20 protein-coding genes and 1 pseudogene are annotated in these 25,725 nt (G+C 61.7%); 13 read left to right on the top strand and 8 right to left on the bottom strand.

What is annotated here, in order from left to right; translation table 11 throughout:
* Positions 1–21: 21 nt before the first annotated feature.
* From CAY53_RS05845 to CAY53_RS05900, 12 genes are all read left to right on the top strand, one after another.
* On the top strand, positions 22–1,293 hold the full coding sequence (locus CAY53_RS05845; RefSeq protein WP_104936332.1) for a hypothetical protein: 1,272 nt from the start codon (positions 22–24) through the stop codon (positions 1,291–1,293).
* On the top strand, positions 1,280–2,044 hold the full coding sequence (locus CAY53_RS05850; RefSeq protein ID WP_104936333.1) for an RDD family protein: 765 nt from the start codon (positions 1,280–1,282) through the stop codon (positions 2,042–2,044). The genes CAY53_RS05845 and CAY53_RS05850 overlap by 14 nt, the downstream gene beginning before the upstream one ends.
* Entirely contained in the window at positions 2,025–2,996 is a 972-nt protein-coding gene (locus CAY53_RS05855) for a stage II sporulation protein M (protein ID WP_104936334.1), read from the top strand. Before CAY53_RS05850 ends, CAY53_RS05855 begins: the two co-directional genes overlap by 20 nt.
* The gene (locus CAY53_RS05860) at positions 2,986–3,714 is read left to right on the top strand and encodes a hypothetical protein (protein WP_104936335.1); all 729 of its coding nucleotides are present in this window, start codon (positions 2,986–2,988) and stop codon (positions 3,712–3,714) included. Before CAY53_RS05855 ends, CAY53_RS05860 begins: the two co-directional genes overlap by 11 nt.
* A complete protein-coding gene (locus CAY53_RS05865; protein ID WP_104936336.1) occupies positions 3,711–4,517 on the top strand; it encodes a DUF4129 domain-containing protein in 807 nt (268 codons plus the stop codon). The genes CAY53_RS05860 and CAY53_RS05865 overlap by 4 nt, the downstream gene beginning before the upstream one ends.
* Positions 4,514–5,761: a DUF4350 domain-containing protein gene (locus CAY53_RS05870; protein ID WP_104936337.1), complete on the top strand. Its 1,248-nt coding sequence runs from the start codon at positions 4,514–4,516 to the stop codon at positions 5,759–5,761. Before CAY53_RS05865 ends, CAY53_RS05870 begins: the two co-directional genes overlap by 4 nt.
* 141 nt (positions 5,762–5,902) lie before the next feature.
* A complete protein-coding gene (locus CAY53_RS05875) occupies positions 5,903–6,871 on the top strand; it encodes an AAA family ATPase (protein ID WP_104936338.1) in 969 nt (322 codons plus the stop codon).
* Between the two features lie 5 nt (positions 6,872–6,876).
* Complete coding sequence (locus tag CAY53_RS05880) at positions 6,877–8,190, top strand: DUF58 domain-containing protein (RefSeq protein WP_104936339.1); 1,314 nt, start codon at positions 6,877–6,879, stop codon at positions 8,188–8,190.
* Positions 8,191–8,418: 228 nt separating this feature from the next.
* The gene (locus CAY53_RS05885; RefSeq protein WP_104936340.1) at positions 8,419–9,972 is read left to right on the top strand and encodes an acyl-CoA carboxylase subunit beta; all 1,554 of its coding nucleotides are present in this window, start codon (positions 8,419–8,421) and stop codon (positions 9,970–9,972) included.
* An 8-nt stretch (positions 9,973–9,980) separates the two neighbouring features.
* Positions 9,981–12,020 (top strand): acetyl/propionyl/methylcrotonyl-CoA carboxylase subunit alpha, encoded by a 2,040-nt coding sequence (locus tag CAY53_RS05890; RefSeq protein WP_104936341.1) that lies wholly within the window; start codon positions 9,981–9,983, stop codon positions 12,018–12,020.
* Positions 12,021–12,285: 265 nt separating this feature from the next.
* Positions 12,286–12,882 carry a LemA family protein gene (locus tag CAY53_RS05895; protein ID WP_104936342.1) on the top strand — a complete coding sequence of 199 codons (597 nt, stop codon included), beginning with the start codon at positions 12,286–12,288 and terminating at the stop codon, positions 12,880–12,882.
* Between the two features lie 24 nt (positions 12,883–12,906).
* On the top strand, positions 12,907–14,835 hold the full coding sequence (locus CAY53_RS05900; RefSeq protein WP_181040448.1) for a M48 family metallopeptidase: 1,929 nt from the start codon (positions 12,907–12,909) through the stop codon (positions 14,833–14,835).
* Between the two features lie 58 nt (positions 14,836–14,893).
* Here CAY53_RS05900 and CAY53_RS12565 read toward each other — a convergent pair whose 3' ends face one another.
* Positions 14,894–15,694: a hypothetical protein gene (locus CAY53_RS12565; protein ID WP_146106419.1), complete on the bottom strand. Its 801-nt coding sequence runs from the start codon at positions 15,692–15,694 to the stop codon at positions 14,894–14,896.
* A 526-nt stretch (positions 15,695–16,220) separates the two neighbouring features.
* Here CAY53_RS12565 and CAY53_RS05910 point away from each other — a divergent pair.
* Positions 16,221–17,366: pseudogene (locus tag CAY53_RS05910) on the top strand (IS4 family transposase).
* On the opposite strand, the gene CAY53_RS12570 reads toward CAY53_RS05910, so the two are convergent.
* The 7 genes from CAY53_RS12570 to CAY53_RS05950 form a co-directional block, all read right to left on the bottom strand.
* Positions 17,363–17,593 carry a hypothetical protein gene (locus CAY53_RS12570; RefSeq protein ID WP_146106420.1) on the bottom strand — a complete coding sequence of 77 codons (231 nt, stop codon included), beginning with the start codon at positions 17,591–17,593 and terminating at the stop codon, positions 17,363–17,365. The pseudogene CAY53_RS05910 and the gene CAY53_RS12570 overlap by 4 nt on opposite strands.
* 1,203 nt (positions 17,594–18,796) lie before the next feature.
* Complete coding sequence (locus CAY53_RS05915; RefSeq protein ID WP_104936345.1) at positions 18,797–19,141, bottom strand: hypothetical protein; 345 nt, start codon at positions 19,139–19,141, stop codon at positions 18,797–18,799.
* A gap of 951 nt (positions 19,142–20,092) precedes the next feature.
* Positions 20,093–20,998: an EamA family transporter gene (locus CAY53_RS05930; RefSeq protein WP_181040449.1), complete on the bottom strand. Its 906-nt coding sequence runs from the start codon at positions 20,996–20,998 to the stop codon at positions 20,093–20,095.
* 132 nt (positions 20,999–21,130) lie between these two features.
* Positions 21,131–22,396, bottom strand: a complete 1,266-nt coding sequence (locus CAY53_RS05935; RefSeq protein ID WP_104936349.1) for a GDSL-type esterase/lipase family protein — start codon at positions 22,394–22,396, stop codon at positions 21,131–21,133.
* Between the two features lie 7 nt (positions 22,397–22,403).
* Complete coding sequence (locus CAY53_RS05940; protein ID WP_146106421.1) at positions 22,404–23,582, bottom strand: SGNH/GDSL hydrolase family protein; 1,179 nt, start codon at positions 23,580–23,582, stop codon at positions 22,404–22,406.
* Positions 23,569–25,062 carry an MBOAT family O-acyltransferase gene (locus tag CAY53_RS05945; RefSeq protein ID WP_219842741.1) on the bottom strand — a complete coding sequence of 498 codons (1,494 nt, stop codon included), beginning with the start codon at positions 25,060–25,062 and terminating at the stop codon, positions 23,569–23,571. The genes CAY53_RS05940 and CAY53_RS05945 overlap by 14 nt, the downstream gene beginning before the upstream one ends.
* 6 nt (positions 25,063–25,068) lie before the next feature.
* A complete protein-coding gene (locus CAY53_RS05950) occupies positions 25,069–25,710 on the bottom strand; it encodes a lactate utilization protein (protein ID WP_104936351.1) in 642 nt (213 codons plus the stop codon).
* Positions 25,711–25,725: the final 15 nt, after the last annotated feature.

Consider the following 25,725-nt stretch of genomic DNA (forward strand, 5'->3'; position numbering starts at 1 on the left):
GCAGGGCAAGGAGAGGGGGGTATGGATAGGGTGGATGTATGGCTGGCCGGCGCCTTGCTGCCCGGTGCAGACAGCCAAAAGGCGGCAACAGCTTTTGCCCGGGCAGCCGGCCTGCGCCCGGAACAGGCCCTGACGCTGCTGAACTCCGGCAGGCCCCGCCTCGTCAAGCGGAGCCTGAGTCTGGAACAGGGGCGCGCCTATGTCCTGCAGCTCAGAGCGCTGGGCATCGGCTCCGGTCTGCGGCCGAGCGGAGCACCCGCGCCGGCCGCTGCCCCAGAAGCGCAGGCGCGGACAAAGCCGGCTCCATCGGGGGCAGCGGCCGGAATGTCCAGGCCCGCGCCGCCTTCCCGGGCCGGAACAGCCCCGGCACGGGGCCGGCAGGCCCAGCCGGCGGCACAGGCGCCTGTTCCGGAATTCGATCCCGAAATGCCCCCCCGGGTTGCGCCCACAGGCATATATGCACAGCAGGCGGAGCCGGCGCAACAGGCCGGGGGCGATGCGCCACCCGTGAGCATCTGGCGCGACAGCGCCGACCAACTGCCGGCCGAGCTGGGCCGGCAGTGGCTGGAAGAGGCCAGAGACATCTTTTCCGCCCTGCCCTCGATCTGGGTTTCCGCCGCGCTGGCCGCGCTCTATCTGCCTGCGGCCGTGCTGTTTCTGCCGCTTTTGATGCTTCTGCTCTTTGCGAGCGAATACCCGTCCCTGCCCCCTGCCATCTCCGCGGCAGTCACCATCCTGCTGCTGCCGGTTTTCGTGGGCGGCATCACTCTGATGGTGCAGCGGCACAAGGCGGGCGAGCAGATCCTGGCCGGCGGGGTCTTTGCCGGTTTCCAGCGGAACGCGGGCCAGCAGATGGGCGTAGGTCTGCTGGCGCTCCTGTATCTGGGTCTGCTGGCGCTGGGGCTTTTCCTGCTGCGCTCTTCCTGGCCCGAAGCCTTTGCCCACAGCGGCGGCCGGATCGGACTGGGCCTGGGCGCCCTGTTCCTGGCCCTGCCGCTCGTTTCCGCCTGTTTCTTCGCGCCCGCGCTGGTGGCGCTGAGCGGAGAAAGCGCCATGGGCGCCATGGGCAAGAGCCTGATGGCCAGCCTCAGGAACTGGGCTCTCTTTCTGAATCTCGGGCTGCTGGTCGTGCCCATTGCCCTGGGTCTGGCCCTGCTGGTCGCCCTGGGTCTGTATCTGGGCGGCGCCCTGCTGGCCATGTTCTTTTTTCTGCCGGCCCTGCCGCTGGTCGCCATTTTCTTCATCATGAGCTACCCCGCAACCATCGACTGCTTTTACGATGAAGAACTCTGAGCCGGCAGCCGCCCCCCTGGACACGATCTTCACCTATGAAACGCCCGAAGGCGTGGCCCTGCGCCTGGAGCTGGCCGGCCCGGCAGCCCGCGGCCTGGCCTGGGGCTGCGATTTCGTGCTCAGGATGGGACTCTGCCTCCTGCTCTTTCTGCCTTTGAACCTGTGGGGCGGCGCGGGCCGTGGCGCGTATCTGATCTGCCTCTTTGTCATCGAATGGCTGTATCCGGTCTTCTTCGAGGCCACAAAAGGCGCCACGCCCGGCAAGCGGCTCCTGGGGCTCGAAGTGGTGCGGGAAAACGGCGCCCCCCTGGACTGGACGGCCGCGATGCTCCGCAACATCCTTCGGGCAGCAGACCTGCTGCCCGCCTGCTATGCCCTGGGTCTGGCCGCCATGCTGGTGCATCCCAGGCTGCAGCGGCTGGGCGACATGGCTGCCGGCACGCTCGTCGTCTACAAGGATCCGTCCCCCGACCAGGAGCGGATTCCGGAGCAGCGGCCGCTCGCGCCCAGCCAGCCGCTGAGCCTCGCCGAACAGCAGCTCGTGCTGGACTTCTGCAGCCGTGAGGCCGATCTGCCCGGCGAACGCGCAGCCGAGCTGGCCGCTCTCGTGCCGGCCCTCACCGGCGGCGGGGAGCCCCGGGAACAACTGCTCCGGCTCGGCAACTGGTTCCTCCGCGGCGGCAAGCCGGCCCCGGTCCGCAGCGCCCCGCTCAAGCGGGCAGGAAATCCCGATGCACCAGTCCCGCTTTGAAGCAGAGGCCAGCCCGCGCTGGCAGCGCCTGGAAAGGCTTTTGGACGAGCTGCCCGGCCGCAGACTGTCTGCCAGGCAAAAGGCCGAGCTGGAAGAAATGCCGGCCCTGTACCGGCAGGTGTGCAGCGACTACGGTCTGGCGCTGAAGCGCCGCTACACCACCGGTCTGGCAGGCAGGCTGCACACCCTCGTCCTGCGCGGCCATCACCTGATCTACCAGCAGCGTGGCCAGGGGCTGCGGGATCTGATCCGCTTCATCGGCGTCACCTTTCCCTGCCGGGTGCGGCGGGCCTGGCGCTTCGTCGCCCTCAGTCTGGCCTTTTTTCTCCTGCCGGCGCTCGTTTTGGGCTATGGCGCCTACCGGGACGACACCTTTGTCTACAGCCTGATGCCGGCCAGTGAAGTGCGAAACATGGAGAAAATGTACAGCAATCAGAAGCTGATCGAGCAGGGCCGGGGCACGCAGGGCGATGCCGCCATGTTTGGCTACTATATCGAGCACAATATCGGCATCGGCTTCCAGTGCTTTGCCGGCGGGCTGTTCTTCGGCTTGGGCAGCCTCTTCTTCCTCAGCTACAACGGCATGATCCTGGGCGGTGTGGCCGGCCATCTCTCGCATCCGCCCTATGCGGCCAGCTTCTGGCCCTATGTGGTTGGGCACAGTCCCTGGGAGCTGAGCGCCGTCGTCCTCTGCGGCGCGGCCGGGCTGATGCTGGGCCTCAGGCTGGTGCAGCCCGGCCCGCTGCGCCGCGTGGACGCACTCCGTCAGATTGCGCCTCAGGCCGTGCAACTGGTGCTGGGCGGGGCACTGATGCTGGTGCTGGCCGCCGCCATCGAGGCTTTCTGGTCGGCCCTGCCCCTGTCAGCCGCTGTGAAGTACGGCTTTTCGGCCCTGAACTGGTGCGCTGTGCTCGGGTATCTCTGCCTTTCCGGGCGGGGCCATGCAGCTTGAGGCGGCTCTGGTCCGCCTGCGCAGGCGGAACGTGTGGCAGGCTCTGGATCTGGGGATTCTCCTGGCCCGGCGCTGGTATGCGCCGCTCCTCTGGCTCTGGCTTCTGGGCATGCTCCCCATCCTGCCCGTGCTGGCCATGATCCTCTGGTGCCGGCCCGGCTGGGTCGTGCTCGCGGCGTTCTGGTTCCTGCAGCCGCTCAGCGAAGGCCCCATGATGCTCTGGCTCGGTGGGGCGCTGTTCGGCGCGCGACCACAGATCCGGCCCACCCTCAGGGCCTTCCGGCGGCGCTGTGGTCTTGGCGGCTGCCTGGGCCTGCTGCGCTTCCGCCTGAGCCCCTTTCGGCACTTCGCCTATCCGGTGCTGCTGCTGGAAGGGCCGGCCCGGGGCGAGAGCGGTCGCCGGGTGGCGACACTGGGCCGCGGCCGGAACAGCGGCGAGTTCTGCCACCTGATCGCCCTGCTGATGACGCTCGTCCTCGCCCTGGGTGCAGCCATCGCGGCCATGCATCTGGTGCCGGAAAGCCTGCAGGGCATAGCGCCCTTCACCTGGCCGCCCCTCCTGACCGGAGCCTGGCTACTCGCCACCGCCCTCCTGGCCCCGTTCTGGGCCAGTTGCGGCTTCATGCTCTACATTTCCCGCCGGATCGAACTTGAAGCCTGGGATCTGGAGCTGGGTCTGCGCGCCCTGAACCAGCGGCTTGGTGGGGCAGGGCCATGAGACCGGCGAGACGGCAGCCAAACGGCCCCGCCCTCCTGCTGAGCGCCCTGGCCGCTGTGCTCCTGCTGGCCGGGCCGCTGGATGCGGCCACAGGGACAGGGCAGGGGCAGGGGCAGGCAGCCGGGCCGGCTCATCCGCCCGCGACGCCCGAGGAGGCCCGCCGCCTGGTGCGCAGACTGCAACTGGAGCAAAGGCCGGCCACCAGAACCGAGTACCGCTGGCAACGAAAGGAAAAACCACAGCCGGAGAGGAAGGAGCCGGACTGGCTGAAAAAATTCATCGAATGGCTGGACAGGCGGGATTTTTCCGGACTCCGGGGACTGGTCCAGGGGGCGGCCGAGCTGGGCAGGATCCTGGTCGTGCTGGTGCTGGGCGGCGGCCTCGCCGCGTACCTGTTCCACATGAAACGGCTGGGCAGACTGCAACTGCGCCCAGCGGCCCCAAGCGCCACCAGGCAGAAAGCCGACATGCTCTTTGGTCTGGACCTGCGGCCGGAAAGCCTGCCGGCCGAACCGGCGGCGGCGAGCCTGGCGCTTTTCGCCCGGGGCCGGCCCCGTGATGCCCTGGCCCTGCTGTACCGGGCCGCGCTCTCCCATTTCATCCATGAGGATGGCCTGCCGCTCGAAACCGCCATGACCGAGCTGGAATGCGAGCGTGAGGTGAGGCGCTCCGGTGCGGCCGCCAAAAGTCGCTATTTCCGCAGTCTCACCGTCTGCTGGATCCGCACCGCCTACGGCCACGAGCAACTCAGCGAAGCCTGCCACCGGGAACTGGCCCAGGGCTACCGGGAGGCCTTTTCATGAGATTCGGCCCGACACGCGGCTGGCTCAGCGTCCTGGCCCTGTTGCCGCTCCTGCTCGCTGTCCTCTGGTTTCGCGCCAACTACGAAAAAAAGGCGGTGCAGGTGCAGGACAGGAGCGGCAGGGAACAGTCGGCTTTCGCCGCCTCGGCCGCCTATCTGCGCGCCACCGGTCACGAGGTGGCGGAGCGGGAAGGTCTGCGTTTTTTTGCCAGCCTGCCGGAGCCGGATACCACCCTCATGCTCTATGCCCTGCCGACATCCGGCCGGGATGACCTGCACCTGCGGCTCCTGGGCTGGGTGGCCAGGGGCGGGCATCTGATCGTGCCTGCCCCCGATGAACCGCTTTCCCCACAGCAAAAGAACTTCTTGCGGCGCGTGGGCGCAGTCCGTTTCTCCGGAGACAAGGCGCCCGGCCGGGGGGATCTTCTGCTGCGCGGCACGGTGCTGGGCCAGCCGGTCATCCTGGACATCGGCAGCCCGCCCAGTCTGGCGCCCCAGCCGCCCTTTCTGCCGGAATGGCGGCTGGACGGCGAGCTGATGCGGGACTGCGACCAGCATCACTCCCATCAGGGCTGCTATGAATGGATGGGCATGCCCCCCCCGTTCGGGCCCAATCCCGTTTTCCGGTCGCAGGGGGACTGGGCCGAACGCTTCCGGCTGGGCCAGGGCCGGGTCACGCTCCTCAGCGGCATCCAGCCCTTTACCGGGGAGGGGCTGGGCAAAAGGGGCAGGGACAACGCCTTTCTGCTGAGCGCCCTGGTGCGCGGCCATAAGGCCGTCTGTCTGTGGCTGCCTGGGCAGGGGCAGGCCGATTCGCTGCTGCGCCAGGTGCTGCACCGCTATCCCACCACCCTCGCGGGGCTGCTGCTGTTGCTGGCCGTGCTGATCTGGCAGCGCCAGAGTCGGCTGCATCCGCCGCTGCCGCTGCCGGAGCCGGCCCGGCGCGATGTGCTCGCCTATTTCACCGGCGCGGGCCGCTTCGCCTGGCGAATCAACCGGGCGGCCAGACTGCTGGCCGACAATCAGGAAAGTCTGGCCCGGGAGCGGCGGCTTCAAAGCGGTCGCAACCCGAGGGATGACGGCGCGCCGGGCGCGCAGCTCTCCGAAAGCGGCAGCCGGAGCCCGGCGGGCGCAGCGCCAGGGCCGGTCGTGCAGAACGAGGACGAGCTGCTCCGGCTCAGTCGGGACATGTTCCGGCTGAAGCAGTCCCTGCGCCGGGCCGGGTCGGGGCGGCACAGGACATAACAAACCGCATCCCCGGGCGGGAAGCGCTGTATCGGGCCCGCCTGCATCAGGCGCGGGCGAAGGCGGGCGGCAGGGATCTGTCTGGAGAGCCCCGGCCGCGCCAGGGAACGAATACGTCCACCCATTTATGAAGGAGCAGAGATGGCAGGGCTGGAGGCAGGCCTGCGCTGGGCGCAGGAAATGATCGAGCGGCTGAAGACCGGCGTCACCGCCACGGTGCAGTTGCATGAAGAAACGCTTGTGGGCGCGCTGGCCGCCCTGATTTCCGGCGGGCATCTCCTGATCGAAGGCGTGCCGGGGCTGGGCAAAACGCTGCTGGCCCGCACCCTGGCCGTCCTGAGCGGCGGACAGTACAACCGGGTGCAGTTCACGCCGGACCTTCTGCCCAGCGACATCACCGGGCACGTGCTCTACGACATGAAAAGCGGCGAATTCAAAATGCGGCGCGGCCCGATTTTCTGCCACATCCTGCTGGCCGATGAAATCAACCGCGCGCCGGCCAAGACCCAGGCCGCGCTCCTCGAAGCCATGCAGGAAAAGCAGGTGACGATCGAAGGCCGCAGCATGCCGCTCGAGGAGCCCTTTCTGGTCGTCGCCACCCAGAATCCCCTGGAACAGGAAGGCACCTATCCTCTGCCCCAGTCCCAACTGGACCGCTTTATGCTGAAGCTGCACGTGGGCTATCCGGAGGCTGAGGCGGAACTCCGCATCGTGCAGGCGGCAGCCGCGAATCCGGGCGGCATGGATCTTTCCCGGCTGGCCGGCGTGGCGCGGCCGGAAGACATCCGCGGCCTGCAGCAGGTGCTGGCCGCCCTGACCGTGGACGCGGAGGTTCTGGCCTACGGCGTGCGGCTGGTGCGCGCCACCCGGGAATGGGCCGGCTTTGAATACGGGGCCGGGCCGCGCGGCGGCATCGGCCTGCTGGCTGCGGCCAGGGCCGCGGCGCTGATCGCCGGCCGGGCCTATGTCATCCCGGACGACCTCAAGCGCATGGCCCTGCCGGCGCTGCGTCACCGGGTCAAACTCACGGCCGACATGGAACTGGAAGGCTACAGCGCAGACGATCTCCTGCAGGACCTCATCGCCGCCACCCCGGCGCCCAGAAGCTGAAGCCCATGCGTCTGACCCCCGGCCCGAATCTGCCCCTGCTGCTGATCCCGCCGCTGCTCTGCGCTCTGCTGGCCGACCTGTGGCTGGCCGGCCCCTGGATGTTCCTGCTGGCGCTGGCCCTGACCGCGCTGCCCGCTCTGGTCGATCTGCTGCGCCTGCAGCGCTGCCAGCCGGAAATCAGGGTGGAACGCCGGCTGCGCCGGAGCCTGCCCCTGAACGTCTGGTCCGGGTTCGGCATCAGCCTCGTCAATGCCGGGCCGGGCGGCTTCACGGCGCAGCTTGCCGACCGTTGGCCCGCAGGCATAGAGCTGGCGCCGGAGGACTTCAGCCTGAGCCTCGCCCCGGGGCACAAGGTGGCAATCAGTTGCCGCATCCGGCCAGGCCAGCGGGGCGACTTTGAACTGGCCGGGCTGGATGCGCTCGTGCTCTCGCCGTGGCGGCTCTGGCGGCAGAGCCGGCTCCTGCCCTGTCCGGACCGGGTGCGGGTCTTTCCGAACTTCCGCGAACTGCACCGCTACACGCTCCTGGCCCGTAGCGCGCAACTGGGGCTCATGGGCATCAGGCAGGCGGCCTTGCACGGCGAAGGCCAGGAATTCCAGCAGTTGCGGGCCTACAATCCGGGCGACCCGCTCCGGCTCATCGACTGGAAGGCCACCTCCCGCCTGCAACGGCTGATCTCCCGGGAATATCAGGAGGAGCGGGATCAAAACGTCGTATTGGCCCTGGACTGCAGCCGCCGGATGCGGCACCGGGGCAGGGGCCTCTGCCTGTTCGACCAGGCCCTGAACAGCGCCCTGCTGCTGGCGCACGTGGCGGCGCGGCAGGGCGACAGCGTGGGCTTCATGGCCGCAGGCGATACCATCCTCTGGCAGCCGCCCGGCAAAAAGGCGGGCGCCACGCGCAGTCTGCTGCTGGCCAGCACCCGCCTCTTCCCGGAGACCGTGGCCGCGGACTACCAGGCCCTGGCCCGCGAGCTGGCCACCCGGCTGAAACGCCGCTCGCTGGTGATTCTCCTCACCAACAGCCGCGCCGAAGATTATGAGCGCCTGGAGGAGCTGGCCCGGCAGCTCGGCCGCCGGCACCTTCTGGTCATCGGCGATCTGATGGAGCAGGAAGTGGCCGACTGCCTGCGGCAGGAGCCCCGGGGGCCGGACGAGGCCCTGCGCTGGCAGGCGCTTCTGGCCTATAGCCGCGCCCGCCGCCGCTTCGCGCTCCAGCTCGGCCGTCAGGGCTGTCTGTCCCTGGACTGCACCGCAGCCGAACTGCCGCCCCTGCTGGTCAACACCTACCTGGACATCAAGCGCCGGAAAAGGCTGTAGGGCCCCGGCCCCCAGCCTCCGCGCTTTTTGGCCTCCGCCGTTTTTCGGTGCTCCCGGCCCATTTTTCCGGACCGCGCCCGCACTTTCTCTTGCGCGCGGCGAACTTTCCGTATTTTATACGTGCCCGGGCCGCATTGCGGCTCTGCGGCCGCCGGGCCCTCAGCGGCAAAGGCCACGCCAGGGGCCTGCTCCCGCGTCCCTACAAGTTTGACCATGACGAGGTGATACATGAAACTTCAGGAAAGCACGACCCTGCAAACCCTCGAGCGTCTGCGCGCCGAGTCTCTGGACGCCGGCGGTCCGGCGCGCAGGGAGGCCCAGCACAAAAAGGGCAAGCTCATGGCGCGGGAACGCATTGACCTGCTCCTGGACGAAAACACCTTTGAGGAATTCGACGCCCTCAAGGCCAGCCGCGGCGGCGCGCTCGGTGGAGGAAAAACCTACCTGGGCGACGGCGTCATCACCGGCCACGGCTCCATCGACGGCCGCGAGGTCTTTGTCTTCAGCGAGGACTTCACCGTTTTGGGAGGCTCTCTGGGCGAGGCTCACGCGCAAAAGATCTGCAAGGTCATGGATCTGGCGGTCAAGGTGGGCGCGCCCATCATCGGCATCAACGATTCGGGCGGCGCGCGCATCCAGGAGGGCGTGGATGCGCTCGGCTCCTACGGCGAGATCTTTCACCGCAACGTACGGGCCAGCGGCGTGGTGCCGCAGATCTCCTGCATTATGGGCCCCTGCGCCGGCGGCGCGGTGTACAGCCCCTCCATCACCGACTTCGTCTTCATGGTGGAGGACTCGTCCTACATGTTCGTGACCGGCCCCAGCGTGGTCAAGACCGTCACCCACCAGGACATCAGCGCCGAAGAGCTGGGCGGCGCTTCGGCGCACGCCACCAAAAGCGGCGTGGCCCACTTCACGGTGCCCAACGACATCCTCTGCCTGCGGGAAGTGCGGCGGCTCATCAACTATCTGCCCTCCAGCAACCGCCAGCGCTGTCCCATCCACGACCTGAGCGACGCGGCCAACCGCACCGATCCGGCCCTCGACTATCTGGTGCCCCGGGACTCCAGTCAGGCCTATGACATGCGGGTGCTGATCAGAAGCATTCTGGACGGCGCGGAGTTCATGGAGGTGCACTCGGGTTTTGCCCGCAACATCATCTGCGGCTTCGGCCGGCTGGGCGGGCAGACCGTGGGTCTGGTGGCCAACCAGCCCGCGGTGCTGGCCGGTGTTCTGGACAACGACGCCTCCTTCAAGGCCGGCCGCTTCGTGCGCTTCTGCGACGCCTTCAACATCCCCCTGATCTCGCTCGTCGACGTGCCCGGCTTCATGCCCGGCCCGGATCAGGAGCACGGCGGCATCATCCGCCACGGCGCAAAACTGCTCTACGCCTTCACCGAGGCCACGGTGCCGCGGATCTCGGTCATCGTGCGCAAGGCCTACGGCGGCGCCTACATCGTCATGAACTCCAAGCACATCCACTGCGACGTCAACCTGGCCTGGCCCACCGCGGAAATTGCGGTCATGGGCCCCAAGGGCGCGGCCGAGGTCATCTACCGCAAGGAAATCCAGGCCGCCGAAAACCCGGAGGAGCTGCTCAACCAGAAAATGGAAGAATACCGGGCCGCCTTTGCCAACCCCTTCCTGGCGGCAAAACGGGGCTATATCGACGACGTCATCTTCCCGAGAGACACGCGCGTGCACCTGATCCGCACCCTGCAGATGCTCGACAGCAAACGGGTTGACGCTCCGGCCCGCAAACACGGCAACATTCCCCTGTGAGGTGACCCATGTTCAAGAAAATTCTGATTGCCAACCGTGGGGAAATCGCTGTCCGCATCATGCGCACCTGCAACCGCATGGGCATCAGCTCCGTGGCCGTCTATTCCGACGCCGACAGCCGCTGCGTGCACAGCCGGCTGGCCGACGAGGCCATCTTCATCGGCGAATCCTCTTCAAAAAAATCCTATCTGGACATCAACAGGATTGTGGCCACGGCCAGGGAATGCGGTGCGGACGCCATTCATCCGGGCTACGGTTTTCTCTCGGAAAACGCGGCCTTTGCCAGAGCGGTCGCAGAGGCCGGCATCACCCTGATCGGTCCGCCGCCCGAAGCGGTGCAACTGATGGGCGACAAGATCACCTCCAAGGAACTGGCCAAAAAAGCCGGGGTGCCGGTCATTCCCGGCCACATCGAAGCCATTGCCGACGAGGCGGAGGCCATTCGCGTGGCCGGGGAAATCGGCTACCCGGTGCTGCTGAAGCCCGCGGCCGGCGGCGGCGGCAAGGGCATGCGCATTGTGCATGGGCCGGAGGAAATGCAGGAAGCACTCGCAGCCAGCCGCAAGGAGACCGAAAAGGCCTTTGGCGACACCCGGGTTTTTGTGGAGCGCTACATCGAGGATCCGCGCCACATCGAGATTCAGTTGCTGGCCGACGTGCACGGCAATGTGGTGTATCTGGGCGAGCGCGAATGCTCCATCCAGCGCCGCTACCAGAAAGTGATCGAGGAAGCGCCATCGCCCGCGGTCGGCCCGGAACTGCGCAAACGCATGGGCGAGGCCGCCTGCGCCCTGGCCAGAAAGGCCGGCTACGTCAACGCGGGCACGGTGGAATATGTGATGGACAGGGAGCAGAATTTCTACTTTCTGGAGATGAACACCCGGCTGCAGGTGGAACACCCGGTCACGGAAATGGTCACCGGTCTGGATCTGGTGGAACTCCAGATCCGGATTGCCAGCGGCGAGGCCCTGGCCCTGAGGCAAAGCGACATCAGGCTGCGGGGCTGGGCCATAGAGGCCCGCATCTGCGCCGAAGACCCGAGCCGGGGCTTCATTCCCTCGACCGGCATGATCACCCGCTACGCAGCCCCCACCGGAGAGGGGGTGCGCGTGGACAGCGGCGTCAACATCGGCAGCAAGATCGACGTGTACTACGACTCCATGCTGGCCAAGCTCATCTGCCACGGCGCGGATCGCGAGGCGGCCCGACGCCTGCTTCTGGAATCGCTGAACGGCTACCACATCGAGGGCCTGGCCACGAATATCGACTTTGTCTCCCGGGTGCTCTCCATGCCGGAATTCGCGGCAGGCGATCTCAGCACCAACTTCATTGCCCAGCACTTCGACGGCGGCGTGGCCAGGGCCGAGCCCAATCCCAAAGATCTGGCCCTGGCCGCGCTGGCCACCACCCTGGTGTTCCACAGCCGCACCGTGGCAGTGCGGGAATCCCTGAAGCATCTGGTCTCGGACATCGGCGCCACGCTGGAGGGGCGGAAAAAGATCCACTACAAGTGCCGCACCAGCGGAGCGCAGTTCGATATCGTCATGGAAAGCGAACCGGTCAGCGGCGAGATCTGCATGATCCGGATCGGCGAGGAGCGCTATGCCGTGCGCATTCCCTACTTCCAGTTCTACCGCCGCCGCCTCAAACTGGTCATCAACGGCCAGACCTACCGCTTCCGGCTCCGCTTCGAGGATCCCTTCATCTTCACCTCCTTCAACGGCATTGCCCAGATCTTTGAAGTCTACACGCCCAGGGAGTGGGCGCTCATCCAGTACATGCCGGACAGGAGAGACAAGGCCAAAAGCAATGCCCTGCTCTGCCCCATGCCCGGCCTGGTGGTGGATGTGCCGGTGCAGAAGGGGGACCGCGTCTTCCGCGGCCAGAGCCTGGTGATTCTGGAATCCATGAAGATGGAAAGCGGCGTGCCCTCGCCGATAGACGGCATCGTGGCCGAGGTGCTGGTCAAGGCCGGCCAGGCCGTGGAGGCGAACGACGTGCTGGTGCGCTTTGAAACAAACCTGGAGAAACTGGAGGCCAGCGCCTGACAGGAGGCCTCGTAAAGCATACGAACTCAGGGGAGGCGCCGGCCCGGCCGGTGCTTGCTCCCGACTTGCCGCGGGGGTGCTGTCGCGGCAGCCCTGCCAGCCTGTCCGCCAAGCCGGATGCGCTCCCGGCGCAGCGGCATAGCGGGCGGCAGGGCGGGGCATTGCGGCGCCGGGGCTTCTTCCGGGCAGACAGGCTGTGCTGTATTCCTCCGCGCAGCTATCGTACAATCCAAACCATGATGCGCAAATTTTCGCAGGAGATGCCATGGGTACCTTTGCCTTGATTGTCCTTGTCCTTGCCGTGGCCGTGGTGCTGTACGGCGTGCATATCTACAACCAGCTCGTCGCCCTGAAAAACCGCTACCGGAATGCCTTTGCCCAGATCGGGGTGCAGCTCACCCGCCGCTACGACCTCATACCCAACCTGGTGGAAACCGCCAAGGCCTATATGCGGCACGAACGGGAGACCATGGAGGCGGTCATCGCCGCACGCAATCAGGCGGTGGCCGGCCTCGATCAGGCCGCAGCCGCGCCGGGCAATGCCGCTGCCCTGCAGCAGCTCGCCGGTGCGGAACAGGGCCTGAGCCAGGCTCTGGGGCGCTTCAACATGCTGATGGAGGCCTATCCGGATCTCAAGGCCAGCGCCACCATGATGCAGTTGAGCGAAGAGATCAGCTCGACCGAGAACAAGGTGTCCTTTGCCCGTCAGGCCTACAACGACCAGGTGATGGCCTACAATGCCTACCGGCAATCCTTCCCCGCGGTGCTCCTGGCCGGCAGTTTCGGCCATGGCGAAGACGCGGCGCTCCTGGAATTCGCCAACAGCCAGGAGATCCAGCAGGCGCCCAGGGTGAGCTTCTAGCCGGCCGCCGCTTCAGTTATGGCCATGGATTTTTTCGCTGCCCAGGACTGTGCCCGCCGCAATACGACGAAGCTGTTCGTGCTCTTCGGCGTGGCCATTCTGCTGATCCTGGCCTTCACCGATCTGGTGCTCTTCTACGGCCTGGGTCTGCACACGCTGTTGGCCGATTCTTCAGGCGACATGTCTGCCGATGCAGGCGGCTGGACCCTCGAGTTCCTGTTCTGGATCAACCTGGCCGTGCTGCTGCTCATCCTGGGCGGCACTGCCTACAAGATCTCCGCGCTGTCCGGCGGAGGCGACGCGGTGGCCCATATGCTGGACGGCCAGCCCATCTTTTATGACGATCCGGACCCGGCATGCAGGAGACTGCTCAACGTTGTCGATGAAATGGCGCTGGCAGCCGGAGTGCCCGCGCCACAGGTCTATCTGCTGCCGGAGGCAGGCATCAACGCCTTTGCCGCAGGCTTCGAACCAAGCGATACGGTCGTAGGCGTTACCGCAGGGGCCCTGGAGCACCTGAACCGCGAGCAGCTCCAGGGGGTGATCGCCCACGAGTTCAGCCATATCCTCAGCGGCGACATGCGCCTGAACGTGCGCATGGCCGGAGTGCTGCACGGCATCATGCTGCTGGGCCTCATCGGCCGGGGCCTGAGCCATTCCGATAACCAGGAATCATGGGAGGTGAGAAGACCTTCCATACGCTCTTCCCTGGTGGGGCTGGGCCTGATGATCGCCGGCTATTTCGGCTGCCTTTGCGGCAGACTGATCAAGGCGGCCATCTGCAGACAGCGGGAATATCTGGCCGACGCGGCAGCCGTGCAATTTACCAGAAATCCCGGAGGGATCGGCGGCGCGCTGCTGCAGATTGGCGCCAGCGGCAAAGGCGGACAACTGCGCCACCGCAACATCGAGCAGATGAGCCATGCCTTTTTCTGCAACACGGAGGAACATCTTTTCTTCTCCCGGCTCCTGGCCGCCCATCCACCGCTGGCAAGCCGCATCAAACGCCTTTTGCCTGATTGGGACGGCGTTTTTCCGCAGGCTGCTTCGGCAGGCCCCGAAGAAACGGCAGCCTCCGGCCAGGGCGGGGGCGGCGTCCGGAGCGGCGCCGGGCCGGCCGCCGAAGCGGCCATGCTCTCGGCCTCCTTCCTGAGCGCCGGCCAGCTTGCCGCGGCGCGCGCACTCAAAAAGAGCTTCCCCAAGCTGCTCCATCAGGCAAGCCGGAATCCCTACTCAGCCCACGCCCTTATCTTTTTTCTGCTGCTGGATGAGTGCCATGAGATTAGAGCAAAGCAACTGGCCTGCCTCAAAGATGCGGCAGATCAGAGTGTCCATGCCGAGCTCGAGCGGCTCGTGCAAAGTGGCGTTTATGCCAGAGAGGAACACAAGGTAGCGCTGGCCGAACTGGCGCTGCCCCGCCTGCGCGGCCTGAGCGCCAGGCAGGCCCGGATCTTTCTGGACAATGTGCAGGCGCTGATTCGGGCAGACGGAAAGGTGAGCCTGTTTGAGTGGTGCCTGGGCAAAATGGTGATTCAGTACCTGCACACCATGCTGCCCGAATACCGGCCCCCAAAATCGCGGCTGCACGAACTCGCCGCCGTGGGCGAGGCGGCGGCCGTGGTCTTTTCCGCCTGTGCCCATCTCTCGGCAGACCAGGAAAAGAAAGCGGCAACACTTTTTCAGGCCGCCTGCGCCGAGACGGGGCTCAGCGGACAACAGTTGCTGCCCGCTTCGGCCCTTGGCCTCGCGGTGGTGGACAGAGCAGTGGACGCGCTGGCCAGCCTCGCGCCCAAAGAACAGGCCCGCCTGCTGGCCGGCTGCATGCGCTGCCTTGGCGACGATTTTGAAACCGCCGGCAAGCCCCGGCAGTGGGAAATGCTGCGTGGCCTCTGCGCCGCCCTGGGCATACCCGTACCCCTGATACCCCAGTCTGGTGCAGCGCCCCCTGCATAATGTCCAGAAAGGAGAAAATTTGAAGGCTGTAATATTCTCACCTGTAATCTGCTGTGGGTTACGAGGTGGAATTCCGTTTGTCGTATGTCGAAAAAAATGGAATCAACCAAATTATGGACATGAAAAAGCACAGAAAAAATATGCTTGTAAAAAATGCATCTACTTTTTCACGCAAATCAGCATTTATTTTTAGTATATATAAATCATTTTTTTTCAGTGAATATATATAATTATAATTACCACACATTAAAACACGATTAGCTTTTGAATATGATATTTCAAATGTAAATTCATCATAATTGTTCAATTCATTAAACTTTTTTTCCGATAAATTTATATACATTTTTTTTGATATTCCATTAAAATTTTTTATGTATATAATAGCGCTTCCACACAAGCTTAATCGATCTATTGGTTCAATTTTTTCTATATAACCTTTTTCATAATATGTATCCCGGTTTATGGCCAAAGGAGAAAGAAATCTTATCATAGTAATAATAATAGATCCAATAATACACAAATAAAAAATTGCCCTGCAAAAAGGTAGCCAGCTTTCTTTTTGTGTGGTATTTACATAGAGTAATCTATAAAAATAGGTTTGCCTCCATCGCGCCACCACCTTATCCTGATAGGGGCAAACAGGATATTCTAAGTCTTCCAGAATGAAATTGCGGTATGCCAAATAGCCTAGAACCACCCAGAATGAATACTGCAAGCCCATCAATAGCGGATGAACTATCAGAAAAATGGTGTACATCCAGAAGATGACAGCGCAAGCCAGCACCAGCAACGTGTTACGCTGCTTTTTTGCAGGTGCGGCCCGCGTTGGAACTGCCCTGTCTGCTTGCTGCTCTGCCATAAACATCTCCGGGGTTCAGACTTTCCTGTTTTTTGCTCCGCCAGATTACCCCGTTGCTTCCGCTTTGGCAATTGCCTGAAAATCCGGCCAAGGGCTGGCGCAGGCTCCCGGAAAAAGTGCGGAACAGCGTTCCCTTGCCTTTGCTCGGCATATGTGGGCCGCAGCAAAACGTCTGTCAGTTCCCGAACATTTTCAGCACACTGCGCCGCAGGAGGGAGTGCCGGGGACACGGGCGCGGCATTGGCCCTGACCGCTGAAGCCGCCTCCGCCCTGGAATACCCCCGTGCCCCGGCTTCTGCAGTCCCGGCTCCTCGTCTCCCCGTACTTCCAGGTCAGCCCGCCCGCACAAAGCCCTGGCCTGCCAGAAGCTATTCTTAGCATTCAAGAATGAATACTCAAAACTTGTAAATGTTCACTGCTGTCCCACAAAATATCAATGATTTCGGGATAAAATACAGGCTTGGAGCCCCTGGTGTGGTATAATGGATTTGACAAAAAGTTCATTAAAACCAAAGAGGTCCAAGCCATGGGATATTGTAGCACGGTTGTCGGCCAATTGCTTAGAGTTTTTCCGAGACATGAATTTGAGCAAGTCCGCCGGGCGGTTCAACCAAAGAAACACCGCCGCGCCCTTTCTGCGTGGACGCAGTTTGTGGCCATGCTGGTGGGGCAACTCGCTGGACGCGACAGTTTACGCGGCATTGTGGATGCCTTTTCACCGCAAAGTCGCAAACTGTATCATCTGGGCCTCGGCTCATTCAGTCGTTCCAGTCTGGCGCGGGCTAATGAAAAGACAGCCGCCTAGCTGTTCGAAAAGGTGTTCGTAGCGCTTTTGGCTCGTTGTCAATCGCTTGCGCCTCCCAACCAAAAGTTCCGCTTCAAAGACGGCGGCAAGGTCTATCTCCTTGATGCCACGGTGATTGAGCTGCCGCTCTCGCTGTTTCGCCGGGCCACGTACCGCGCCAGCAAGGGGGCGATGCAGTTGCATGTGGGGCTTGCGGCGGACGGCTATTTGCCCAGCTTCGTGGATATGACGGCAGGGCGAGTCCACGAGATCAACAAGGCGCGTGAACTGCGTCTTCCCCGAGGTTCCTGGGTGGTCTTTGACCGGGGCTACACGGATTACCAGTGGTATCAGGACTTGACGAAGGATGGTGTGCATTTCGTCACACGCCTGAAGCGTGGTGCTGCGGTGCAGTCTGGCGCGAAACGCCGGGGGTGCAAAAGCGCGGGTATCCTGGAAGACCGGGAAATCCGGTTCAGAGGAGTGGAGGGCGTGTTCCGGACAGTCCGCTTTCTGGATGAAGCGAGAGGTGAGGAAGACGAGTTTGTGACCAACGCGGTGGATATTGCGGCAACCACGGTGGCGGCACTGTACAAGGAGCGGTGGCAAGTGGAGCTGTTCTTCAAGTGGATCAAACAGCACCTGAAGGTGAAGAGCTTCGTGGGCGGTAGCATGAACGCGGTGCGGACGCAGCTGTGGATCGCGTTGTGCGCGTATCTTCTGGTGGCCTTCATCAAATTTCGCAGTCGCCTGGGGCAATCTATCCTGCAGGTTTTACGGCTTGTTCAGCTCAATTTGTTTGAACGGCGGGATTTAGACGAACTTTTTTGTCCGGAAAAACAAAAAATACCATTACACAACAACCAGTTATCGCTATTCCAAATTTAGTGGGACAGCAGTGGTGCAAAATGAGTTTTTCTATATTCCTTTGCTCTGTCAAACGCACATTCCTTTCCAGCTTTTATTTGATCTACAGTAGCCGGTGATTGATTTTTATAAACTTGTCCTTTTCCTTTTTTATATAAATAATAACTTGATGTTAAAAAAAGATGCACTGAGCGCATCAAGTTCACCTGATGATGTGATAAAATAAACGTATAAGTAGTGTTCAGCATTTTAAATCCTGAACTATCATTTGCATAATTATTTCTACACCTATCAACAACTGCTTGCTGCCAAGTCTTTTCTGGATCTTAAAATTTATCGAGATATTGCTGAGCTATTCCTTCCTCTTAAAATCTTTCATCCATAATCTTACCTTTGGTTAGAGATAGTAAATCTTATTAAAAATAAAATATGTTTATTATATGCATATAAATATTATTATATGCATAATTGGAATTGATACCACCATAATAATAAAACATTTCTCTACTACTCTACTAATCATCTTCAATTTATACATAAAGAAAGTATATGTAAATAAAATTGTAATATATGTATAGAAAAATATAGGATCAAAAACTAGCGCAGCTGGAAACATTATGATACCATACCACCACAGCATAAAACCAATAGCTATTGAGATAAAACGTAAAATTTTACTTAATGAAAGGTGCATTTTTTCACCTCCAAGCGGGGCGTTTGAAGATATGAGGGCAGAATCTAGCTGTAAATGCACCACCCTCGAAAAAGAAGAAATAGTTGAAAGGACAAGGCGACATTTTGGTCGGGTTGACAGTATCAAACACCAACCAGCCAGAAGGAGGCAGTGCCTTCAAATTGCAAGTGCGCCTATTGATAATTCCTAACAATCAATTCTGAGGTTTTTCTTCATTTGTTGTCATACGCTGATGCCTCCGCCCGACAATGGGGTTGCCAAGTTCACTTTCATTGAAGCAAATTCTTGGGTATTTGCAATCCGTTATTTGCAATGTCGGCCGGAAAAAAACAGAGCCTGAAGCCGGAAAAGTAGCCCGGCTATCCCGCAAGCGACAGGCATTGCTCCGGGTAGTAGTCATCCGCAAAGCGACTGGCCACATCCGCCACCCCGTCCCAGGTGAAAATAATTTGCTCCTTGAATTTACAATCTAAAGGCAACAGGAGGGGTTGGGAGAAGATAAAAAGCCCATAGACGGCAGTTATTCGCCAGAATGAGATTTGCAAGCACAATCAGCGAAGGAGACTGACACCTGTGGGCAACAAGCATCTTACAGCAACAGAGGGTGTGCGAAACGATAATGTTCTACGGATTGTAGAAGGTCTGAACAAGTGCCCCAGAAAGTGTCTTGGCTTTCGTATCCCTCGGGAGGCCTTTATCAATTTGCCTGTTGCTTTTGGATTGACAATCTAGGAATTAACATTTTATGTTTTTCTTGTTACTTATTTTTATTCTTATGCCTATTGCTAACTACAGGACCCATAATTTTATTTCCTAACCAAGCTATAGGAATAAGAGCCTCCTCCAGAAAGAATTCATGAAAATAATGATATTTTTCAATGAACATCATCTTTCCTAAGACAAAATAAACCATTATTACGCCGCAGACAGCATAACAACTATAAATTATATTTGATATTTTTAAATTAAAATCAATAGGTTTATTTATTTTAATAGAAATATACTCTACAAAAATTAAAATAATTGCCAAAGTAAATATTAAATTATTAATATTAACTATAATAACAAAGATATTAACAATATTATCTTTCAGGAAGAACATGATTAAGTGGGAGTATCTTTTAAAAAATATTGCTGCATAGCAGCCCGTTGGAAACTATATTTCAGGTTCCAAACTACAAGAATTGCAAATTTTAAATGACGCAGAATCAGTGAGTAGCTCTTCAGCCTTACGAGGTTTTTTACTCGCCATGCGCATTGCAGTGACTTTTTCAACGGATTGGCAAGATGTATAACTATGAGATGCCAGAAAAGAAGAAAGAATGTTACTGCAAAGCATCCATACAATTCAATATCTTTATTCATTGCATATCCTATTTATTTAAATATTTCAATTTTAATTTGGTAGCATATTATTACAAAGAAATAAAGTCCGAATATATAATCAGAATAGTCTCTATACTGGAATGCCAAGGGATAGTATAAAGCAAGCATGATGACAAGCAACTTTCTCTCTTGCGTAAGCCTCATTTTAGATTCACTCTTTACGACTTTGACAATTTTCGAGAGTCCACCTTTAGGTTTTTCTTCATTTGTTGTCATACGCTGATGCCTCAGCCCGAATTCCTGTCTTGCTCATCCCGGCCCTGCATCCCGCCGGCGATGAGGCTGCCAAGTTCACTTTCATTAAAGCAAATTCTTGGGGGTATTTGCAATCCGTTATTTGCAATGTCGGCCGGAAAAAAACAGAGCCTGAAGCCGGAAAAGCAGCCCGGCTATCCCGCAAGCGACAGGCATTGCTCCGGGTAGTAGTCATCCGCAAAGTTACCGGCCAGCTCCGCCGCACCGGCCCAGGTGAAAACAATGTGCTCCAAAAGGCCTGTCGGACTGTTGCATCCGCAATTTTTTAGCTGAGACAGGACAGTCTCCGGGCTTCCAGCCCCGGAGCGTGCGTCCTGCCCCTGAATCAGGGGACTTGCCCATGTCGCCCCCCGGTACCGGCCAAAGGCAGCGGACCGTTCCTGCCTCATCCCCGCCAAGGGGGCTGGCAGCCTCAGCCGTTTCGCTTGTGCCACATCACAAAGAAGACCGAACCCACAGTGAGGCAGGAGGCCAGCACCATCTGGCTGTTCACGCTCTCGCCGCCGATCTGCCAGCCCAGGACAAGACCAATCACCGGCACCACGTATTCATAGGAAACCGCAGTGGCAATGGAGGTGTGTTTCAGGAGCCAGAAATAACTGGAATAGGCCAGAATGGCCCCGCCGATCACCATCCACGAAAAGGCGGCCAGTACGGAGGGCCTGAGATTTTCCCAATGCACCATGCTGGCCTCGCCGCAGACAAAGGCCAGTGCCAGAGATTCCAGCCCGCCCATGAGCAGGAGCAGGGCGCAGGATTCCAGCGGCGAGAGCCGGGTGGGCAGGTTGCGTCCCCGCATGAAAAGCGAGCCGGCCACCCAGCCGAAAGTGGCGAGCAGCACCCAGAGCATGCCGCCTGGCGTGCTTTTGATGCCGCTGCCCGCCCCATGGCTGGTCGCCAGCAAGACCAGCCCGAGCAGCCCGGTGGCCAGACCGAAGCACTGCGGGAGCGAGGGCCGCTTTTCGCCGGCAAAGAGCCAGGCCGCCACCAGCATGGTGATGGGCGTGCTGCCGGAGATGACCGCAGCCACCGTGCTGTCGATGCTCATCTGGCCCTTGCCGAGAAAACCGCTGGCCATGACAACGAGCGGCACCCCATAGCCGGCGGCATGCCGCCAGTCGGCCAGGGCGGGAAAGCGCCAGCGGCCCGTGAGCATCAGCATCAGGCAGAGCAGAAAGCCGCCCAGCCCCATGCGGGCGCCGCAGGTGGTAAAGGGCCCCAGCACCTCCAGGGTGAATTTCAGGCCGATATAGGTGGAGCCCCAGGAAATGTAGACCAGAAAGAGGTTGACGACGATAAGCCAGAGGGATGGTTTCATGACACGCATTCCGGAAGAGCAGAGGCGCTCCACCAGCCGGGGTATACGGCAGTGGAGCCTGAATGCCGCTTAAAATACCATTTGCGGCGCACTGTCAAGCAGGGATCGCGGAGCGGCTCCAGGCCCCTGGTTTTACTCCGCCAGCTCCAGAATGGCCTCGGCCAGGGCGGCTCCAAATTGCCGGTAGCCGGCCTGGTTGAAGTGCACGCCGTCTTGGAGGGCGAGCCCCTGGCTCATCCAGCGCCTCATACTGCAGGAACCGCCCATGGCCTCCTGCCATGACCAGTACAGGGCCTGATTGGAGCGGGCCACACTTTTCTGCATGGCCTGCACCCTGTCCAGATGCAGCGGCCGCTCGCCGCAGGAGCCAGCGGTCGCATCCTGCAGGGCCTCGGGCGCGCCCACGATCAGAATGCCGGCTTCGGGCAGCGCCCAGCGAATCTTGCGGATGCTCTGGCGCCAGTGCCAGGCGAGCTGGGCAATATCCACGTTCTTCCTGCCAAAGGCCTCGTTGGTGCCGTACTCCAGAATCACCAGATCCGCAGCCGTCGCAGCCAGATCACGGGGCCAGCCGCTCCGCCACTTGCGGTTTTCATGCAGCTCCGCGCCGTTGATGCCCAGGGCGCTCAAGGTCAGGCCCGAAGGACTGGCTTCGAGTTCCAGCCCGATCGGGCCGATGCGCCAGCATGCCTCCGGATCGATGAAACTCAGGGGCAGGGCCACCCAGTGGGCTTCCAGCACCTGCCAGCCGCGCTGCGCGACCGCGCCGGACACGGGCAGGAGCAGTTGCCGGCCCTCGCCGTCCCGGAGCACGAGCCGGCCTGTCCCACAGTCACAGCGGGCGATGAGCTTCAGGCTCATGGGCCGCCTGTCGCCGTTTTTCGGCGTCAGGGTCAGTGTCCCGCTGCCCTGGGCGACCAGGCCGCCCAGGGGAAAGTCGCCGCTGCCCTCGCGGCTGCTTTTGGTGCTCCAGCGCTCGCCCCTGTAGGACATCAGGGCGACATACTGGCCGCGCGCGGCATTGGGCTGCATCCAGCCAAAGCCCGCATTGCCCAGTCTGCCCTGCAGCCGCTCCCTGAGGGCATCGCCGAAATAGGAGCACGCGGTATGGGAATCGCCCAGCAGCACGATGCGGAAAACGCCAGTGCCCCGCTGCCTGAGGTCGCGGAGTTTCGTGAGCCAGGGCGGTGCGGCCGGGCCGAAGTTGATCAGGCCGGACCCGTCCACCCGCCGGGAGAGCGGGGCCGGGGCGGACAGCAGGACCCTGCTCTCCTGCGCCGCTTCGTAGGCGCGGATGGCCGCCTCCGGCGAGGCCATGGCCCTGCCGCAGAGGACAAGGATCAGGGCCTGAACCACCAGGCCCGCCAGGGTGCACGATTGGCTGCGGATGCGGAACATGGTCTGCCTACAGGTGCTGATCTTGCGGTTCTTTCGGAAGGATGTGGATCTGCTGCTGGATGGCCTGCGCCAGAATGCGCTGGCCCCTGGGCGAAAAATGCACGCCGTCCCGGGCACGCACGGTCACGGCCCTGCCGCCAAGCGGCATGTCGTCGCTGTAGGCCCCGATGCTGGACAACAGATCCCTGGTGGGCAGAAACAGGGCGCGGCCCGCGGTTTCCGACCGCATGACTTCGTCCAGATAGCTCATCTGCTGGTCGAATTGCGGCTGGCGCATGTAGGGCAGGCCCAGCCAGATGACCCTGGCCTGATGCTGTTCCGCGGCGGTGAGAATGCGGCTGATCCGTTCCCGGTACACCTTTTCCCAGGCTGCAGAGCGAAAGCGCAGGAATTTGCCCCGGGGCTCCTCCGGATCCGGGAAATCCCAAGGGTCGTTGGGCCCCAGAAACATGATGACCAGCCTGATCTGCGGGTTGCCTTCAAGGCTCCTTTCCACTTCCAGCGGCCAGTCCCTGACCTTGTTGGGATAGGACAGACCGGTACTGCGATGGCTCTTGTTGCAGGAGGCGATGCCCTGGCGAAAAAGCCAGTGGGCGACGTGCGGGGCCACGCCTTCCATCAGGGAATCGCCGCCAAAGAAGACCGCCGCGCCGGAGTGCAGGATGCAGGGCGGCCGGGCCGGATCCTCAGGCCGGATCATGGGCTCCGCATCGCCGCTGTGGGGCCTTTCCGGCTCCAGCCGGGACAGGGCAGCCGGTGAGGACACAGGCCGGAGGCCGGGAGAAGCGGCCGGGGCCGGCGCAGCGGGCGGACTGTCCCCGGCTCCGGCCGCCGCCCCGGGCCGTACATCCGCCACCAGGTCCGGCCTTTCCGGCCCGGCTGCGACCGGTTCGTCTCCCCGTTTTCGGAAGGCCTCGTAACGCACGAACAGGTACCTGTAGAACCAAGCGATATCGTTGTCGGCCCAGCGTGCCGCCGCCCGGTCATGCAGCAGACTCCCGCTCCGCCACAGGGCAAAGCGTTCAAGCCAGGCCAGCGGGTATGCCCGGTAGTAGTGCTCCTGCCAGTAGGCGGAGAGCGAATCCTGCGCCAGCCAGAGGCCAAAAAGCGCGGTCAGGGCCAGCACGAGAGCGAGCCTGGCGCCTGTCCGCCGGCCCGCTGCCTGTTGCGGATCAGAAGGTGGCATAGATAAAGCCCGGCACCCCGGAAGGCGCGACAATCAGCAGGAAAAAGGCCAAAAGACCGAGCGGCAGGCACCAGAGCAGCATGGGCATCTCTTCCAGCAGGCAGACCAGCCCCCTGAACAGCATCTGCCACAGCGGCCAGCTGAGCAGGGCCAGCAGCAGCAACAGGGCCGCAATCACGGAGCCAAGCGGCGGCAGTACGGCGACATGGGCCAGCAGCGCGGCCAGAACCCCGACCACCTCGTCCAGAGTTTCGCTGCGAAACACGAGAAAGGCAAAGGCCACAAAGCTCAGGGTGCACAGGATGCCGAGCGCCCGGCCAGGCCAGGTCTCGGCCAATGCGTCGCGGCGGTCGAAAAAGGCGTCGCCCAGGTTCAGCGCCACGAGTCCCAGCCCGTGCAGCAGACCCCAGAGAAAAAAGCACCAGCCCGAACCGTGCCAGAGGCCGGAAAGGCACATGGCCAGGATGACATTGAGCTGGGTGCGCCGGAAACCGGCATGGCTGCCCCCCAGAGGAATGTAGACATAGTCGCGGATCCACGTGGACAGGCTGATGTGCCAGCGCCTCCAGAACTCGCGCAGGTTGTGGGCAAAAAAGGGCGCGGCAAAGTTCGGCGGCAGCCGGAAGCCCAGGAGCATGGCCGTGCCGATGGCCAGATCGGCATGGCCGGAAAAGTTCAGATAGAGCTGCGCCGTATAGCCGTAAATGGCGAGCAGAATGCTGAAGCTGTCAAAACTGTCCGGATTGGCAAAAACCGGCTCGACAAAGCCGTCGTTCAGCGTGGCGGCGAGCCACCAGATTTTGAGCAGCCCCAGAAACAGGAGCCCAAAGGCGAGCGCCGGCCGGACCGGCTGCCGGGGGCTGTGCAGTTGGGGATCCGCGGCCCAGCCCTCGCCCGCGATGCTCTCCATGCTGTCCGCGCGCCAGATGGGGCCGGCGCTCACGGTCGGGAAGAAGGCCAGATAGAGCGGCACCTCGTACCAGGGCCAGGGCCTGATGCGACGGCGGTACAGCGCCACCAGGTAGCTCAGGCTCTGCAGGGTGTAGTACGACAGGCCAAGGGGCATCAGAATCCTGGCCGTGCCGCTCTGAAAGGCCGGGGGCATCAGGCTGCGAAAGGCGCCGGCGTACTTGTAGAGCGCGAGATGGACCAGGGCAAAGGCAATGCCGGCAAGGAGCCAGGGCCGGCCGACTTCGGGATCATGCGCCGCGCTCTGCACGGCGCGATGGAGCCCGGCGGCCGTAGCGACAATCAGGCCGGAGTACAGCACGAGCACCAGGGCGAAGAGCGGATTCAGAAGCAGAAGCCAGCCCAGGCTTGCCGCCAGCAGCAGCCCGTTCTGCGCCCGGAAGGAGTGGCCGCAGGCCCAGTACAGCGGCAAAAACAGCAGCAGGAAGAGCGCGAATTCGACGGAGACGAATTCCACCGAGCCCAGAGGAAGCAGGCGCCACTGCACAAGATGCTGGAGCAGGTCGTGCATTGCGTGCTAAAAGCCGAGTGCTTCGCCAAGGATCAGGACGTGCATGTCGGTCAGAGGCGGCCGCCGGCTGATGACGGTGGTGATGTTGCACAGGCGGGCCTCACTGCGGCACTCCACACATTCGCCCTGCTGCACGCAGGGGTTTTTGGTGGCAAAACGCCGGTTGTTGAGCGGTGCGGCCACCAGGCGGATGCGGCGTTCCGCTTCCTCCAGATCGCGCACCAGCTTGTTCGCGCCCGCGATGACAAAGACGCTTTTGGGGCCAAAGATCATGGCAGCCACCCGGTTGCCGACAGCGTCCCGGTTGACCAGCTCGCCCCGGAGCGTGACGGCGTTGCTGCTGCAGACGAAGATGTCTGCCGTGAGCTGGCGGTAGCGGGCGGCGACCTGCTCTTCCCTGCTCAGGCCCGGCCGGCCGTGGTCAAACACGGTGTGGCCGCGGGCACTCAGCGTGGCGGCGAGCCCCAGCTCCTGGACCGTGCGCGAACCGCCGAAACCAATGCTGGCGCCTTTCGGCACCCGGGAGAGCACGTAGTCTGCGGCCTCCCTGCCGCTGGCGAGAAACTGCGCCGTAAAGCCGTTTCTGACCAGTGCCGCCACGGCCCTTTGCCCCAGGGTTGCGGCCTGCCATGCCTGCATCTCGTCCATTGTGTCTCCGCAAAA

Origin of the sequence: Desulfobulbus oralis (assembly GCF_002952055.1) — a bacterium.
GTDB classification, from domain to species: Bacteria; Desulfobacterota; Desulfobulbia; order Desulfobulbales; family Desulfobulbaceae; genus Desulfobulbus; species Desulfobulbus oralis.

Excerpts from the sequence above, each read along its gene's own strand:
- CAY53_RS05860 (WP_104936335.1), top strand. The coding sequence starts at position 2,986 with ATGCAGCTTGAGGCGGCTCTGGTCCGCCTGCGCAGGCGGAACGTGTGG.
- CAY53_RS05885 (WP_104936340.1), top strand. The coding sequence starts at position 8,419 with ATGAAACTTCAGGAAAGCACGACCCTGCAAACCCTCGAGCGTCTGCGC.
- CAY53_RS05935 (WP_104936349.1), bottom strand. The coding sequence starts at position 22,396 with ATGTTCCGCATCCGCAGCCAATCGTGCACCCTGGCGGGCCTGGTGGTT.
- CAY53_RS05870 (WP_104936337.1), top strand. The coding sequence starts at position 4,514 with ATGAGATTCGGCCCGACACGCGGCTGGCTCAGCGTCCTGGCCCTGTTG.
- CAY53_RS05900 (WP_181040448.1), top strand. The coding sequence starts at position 12,907 with ATGGATTTTTTCGCTGCCCAGGACTGTGCCCGCCGCAATACGACGAAG.
- CAY53_RS12570 (WP_146106420.1), bottom strand. The coding sequence starts at position 17,593 with ATGCTGAACACTACTTATACGTTTATTTTATCACATCATCAGGTGAAC.
- CAY53_RS05855 (WP_104936334.1), top strand. The coding sequence starts at position 2,025 with ATGCACCAGTCCCGCTTTGAAGCAGAGGCCAGCCCGCGCTGGCAGCGC.
- CAY53_RS05850 (WP_104936333.1), top strand. The coding sequence starts at position 1,280 with ATGAAGAACTCTGAGCCGGCAGCCGCCCCCCTGGACACGATCTTCACC.
- CAY53_RS05875 (WP_104936338.1), top strand. The coding sequence starts at position 5,903 with ATGGCAGGGCTGGAGGCAGGCCTGCGCTGGGCGCAGGAAATGATCGAG.
- CAY53_RS05945 (WP_219842741.1), bottom strand. The coding sequence starts at position 25,062 with ATGCACGACCTGCTCCAGCATCTTGTGCAGTGGCGCCTGCTTCCTCTG.
- CAY53_RS05845 (WP_104936332.1), top strand. The coding sequence starts at position 22 with ATGGATAGGGTGGATGTATGGCTGGCCGGCGCCTTGCTGCCCGGTGCA.
- CAY53_RS05880 (WP_104936339.1), top strand. The coding sequence starts at position 6,877 with ATGCGTCTGACCCCCGGCCCGAATCTGCCCCTGCTGCTGATCCCGCCG.
- CAY53_RS12565 (WP_146106419.1), bottom strand. The coding sequence starts at position 15,694 with ATGGCAGAGCAGCAAGCAGACAGGGCAGTTCCAACGCGGGCCGCACCT.
- CAY53_RS05895 (WP_104936342.1), top strand. The coding sequence starts at position 12,286 with ATGGGTACCTTTGCCTTGATTGTCCTTGTCCTTGCCGTGGCCGTGGTG.
- CAY53_RS05915 (WP_104936345.1), bottom strand. The coding sequence starts at position 19,141 with ATGTTCTTCCTGAAAGATAATATTGTTAATATCTTTGTTATTATAGTT.
- CAY53_RS05940 (WP_146106421.1), bottom strand. The coding sequence starts at position 23,582 with ATGCCACCTTCTGATCCGCAACAGGCAGCGGGCCGGCGGACAGGCGCC.
- CAY53_RS05950 (WP_104936351.1), bottom strand. The coding sequence starts at position 25,710 with ATGGACGAGATGCAGGCATGGCAGGCCGCAACCCTGGGGCAAAGGGCC.
- CAY53_RS05865 (WP_104936336.1), top strand. The coding sequence starts at position 3,711 with ATGAGACCGGCGAGACGGCAGCCAAACGGCCCCGCCCTCCTGCTGAGC.
- CAY53_RS05890 (WP_104936341.1), top strand. The coding sequence starts at position 9,981 with ATGTTCAAGAAAATTCTGATTGCCAACCGTGGGGAAATCGCTGTCCGC.
- CAY53_RS05930 (WP_181040449.1), bottom strand. The coding sequence starts at position 20,998 with ATGAAACCATCCCTCTGGCTTATCGTCGTCAACCTCTTTCTGGTCTAC.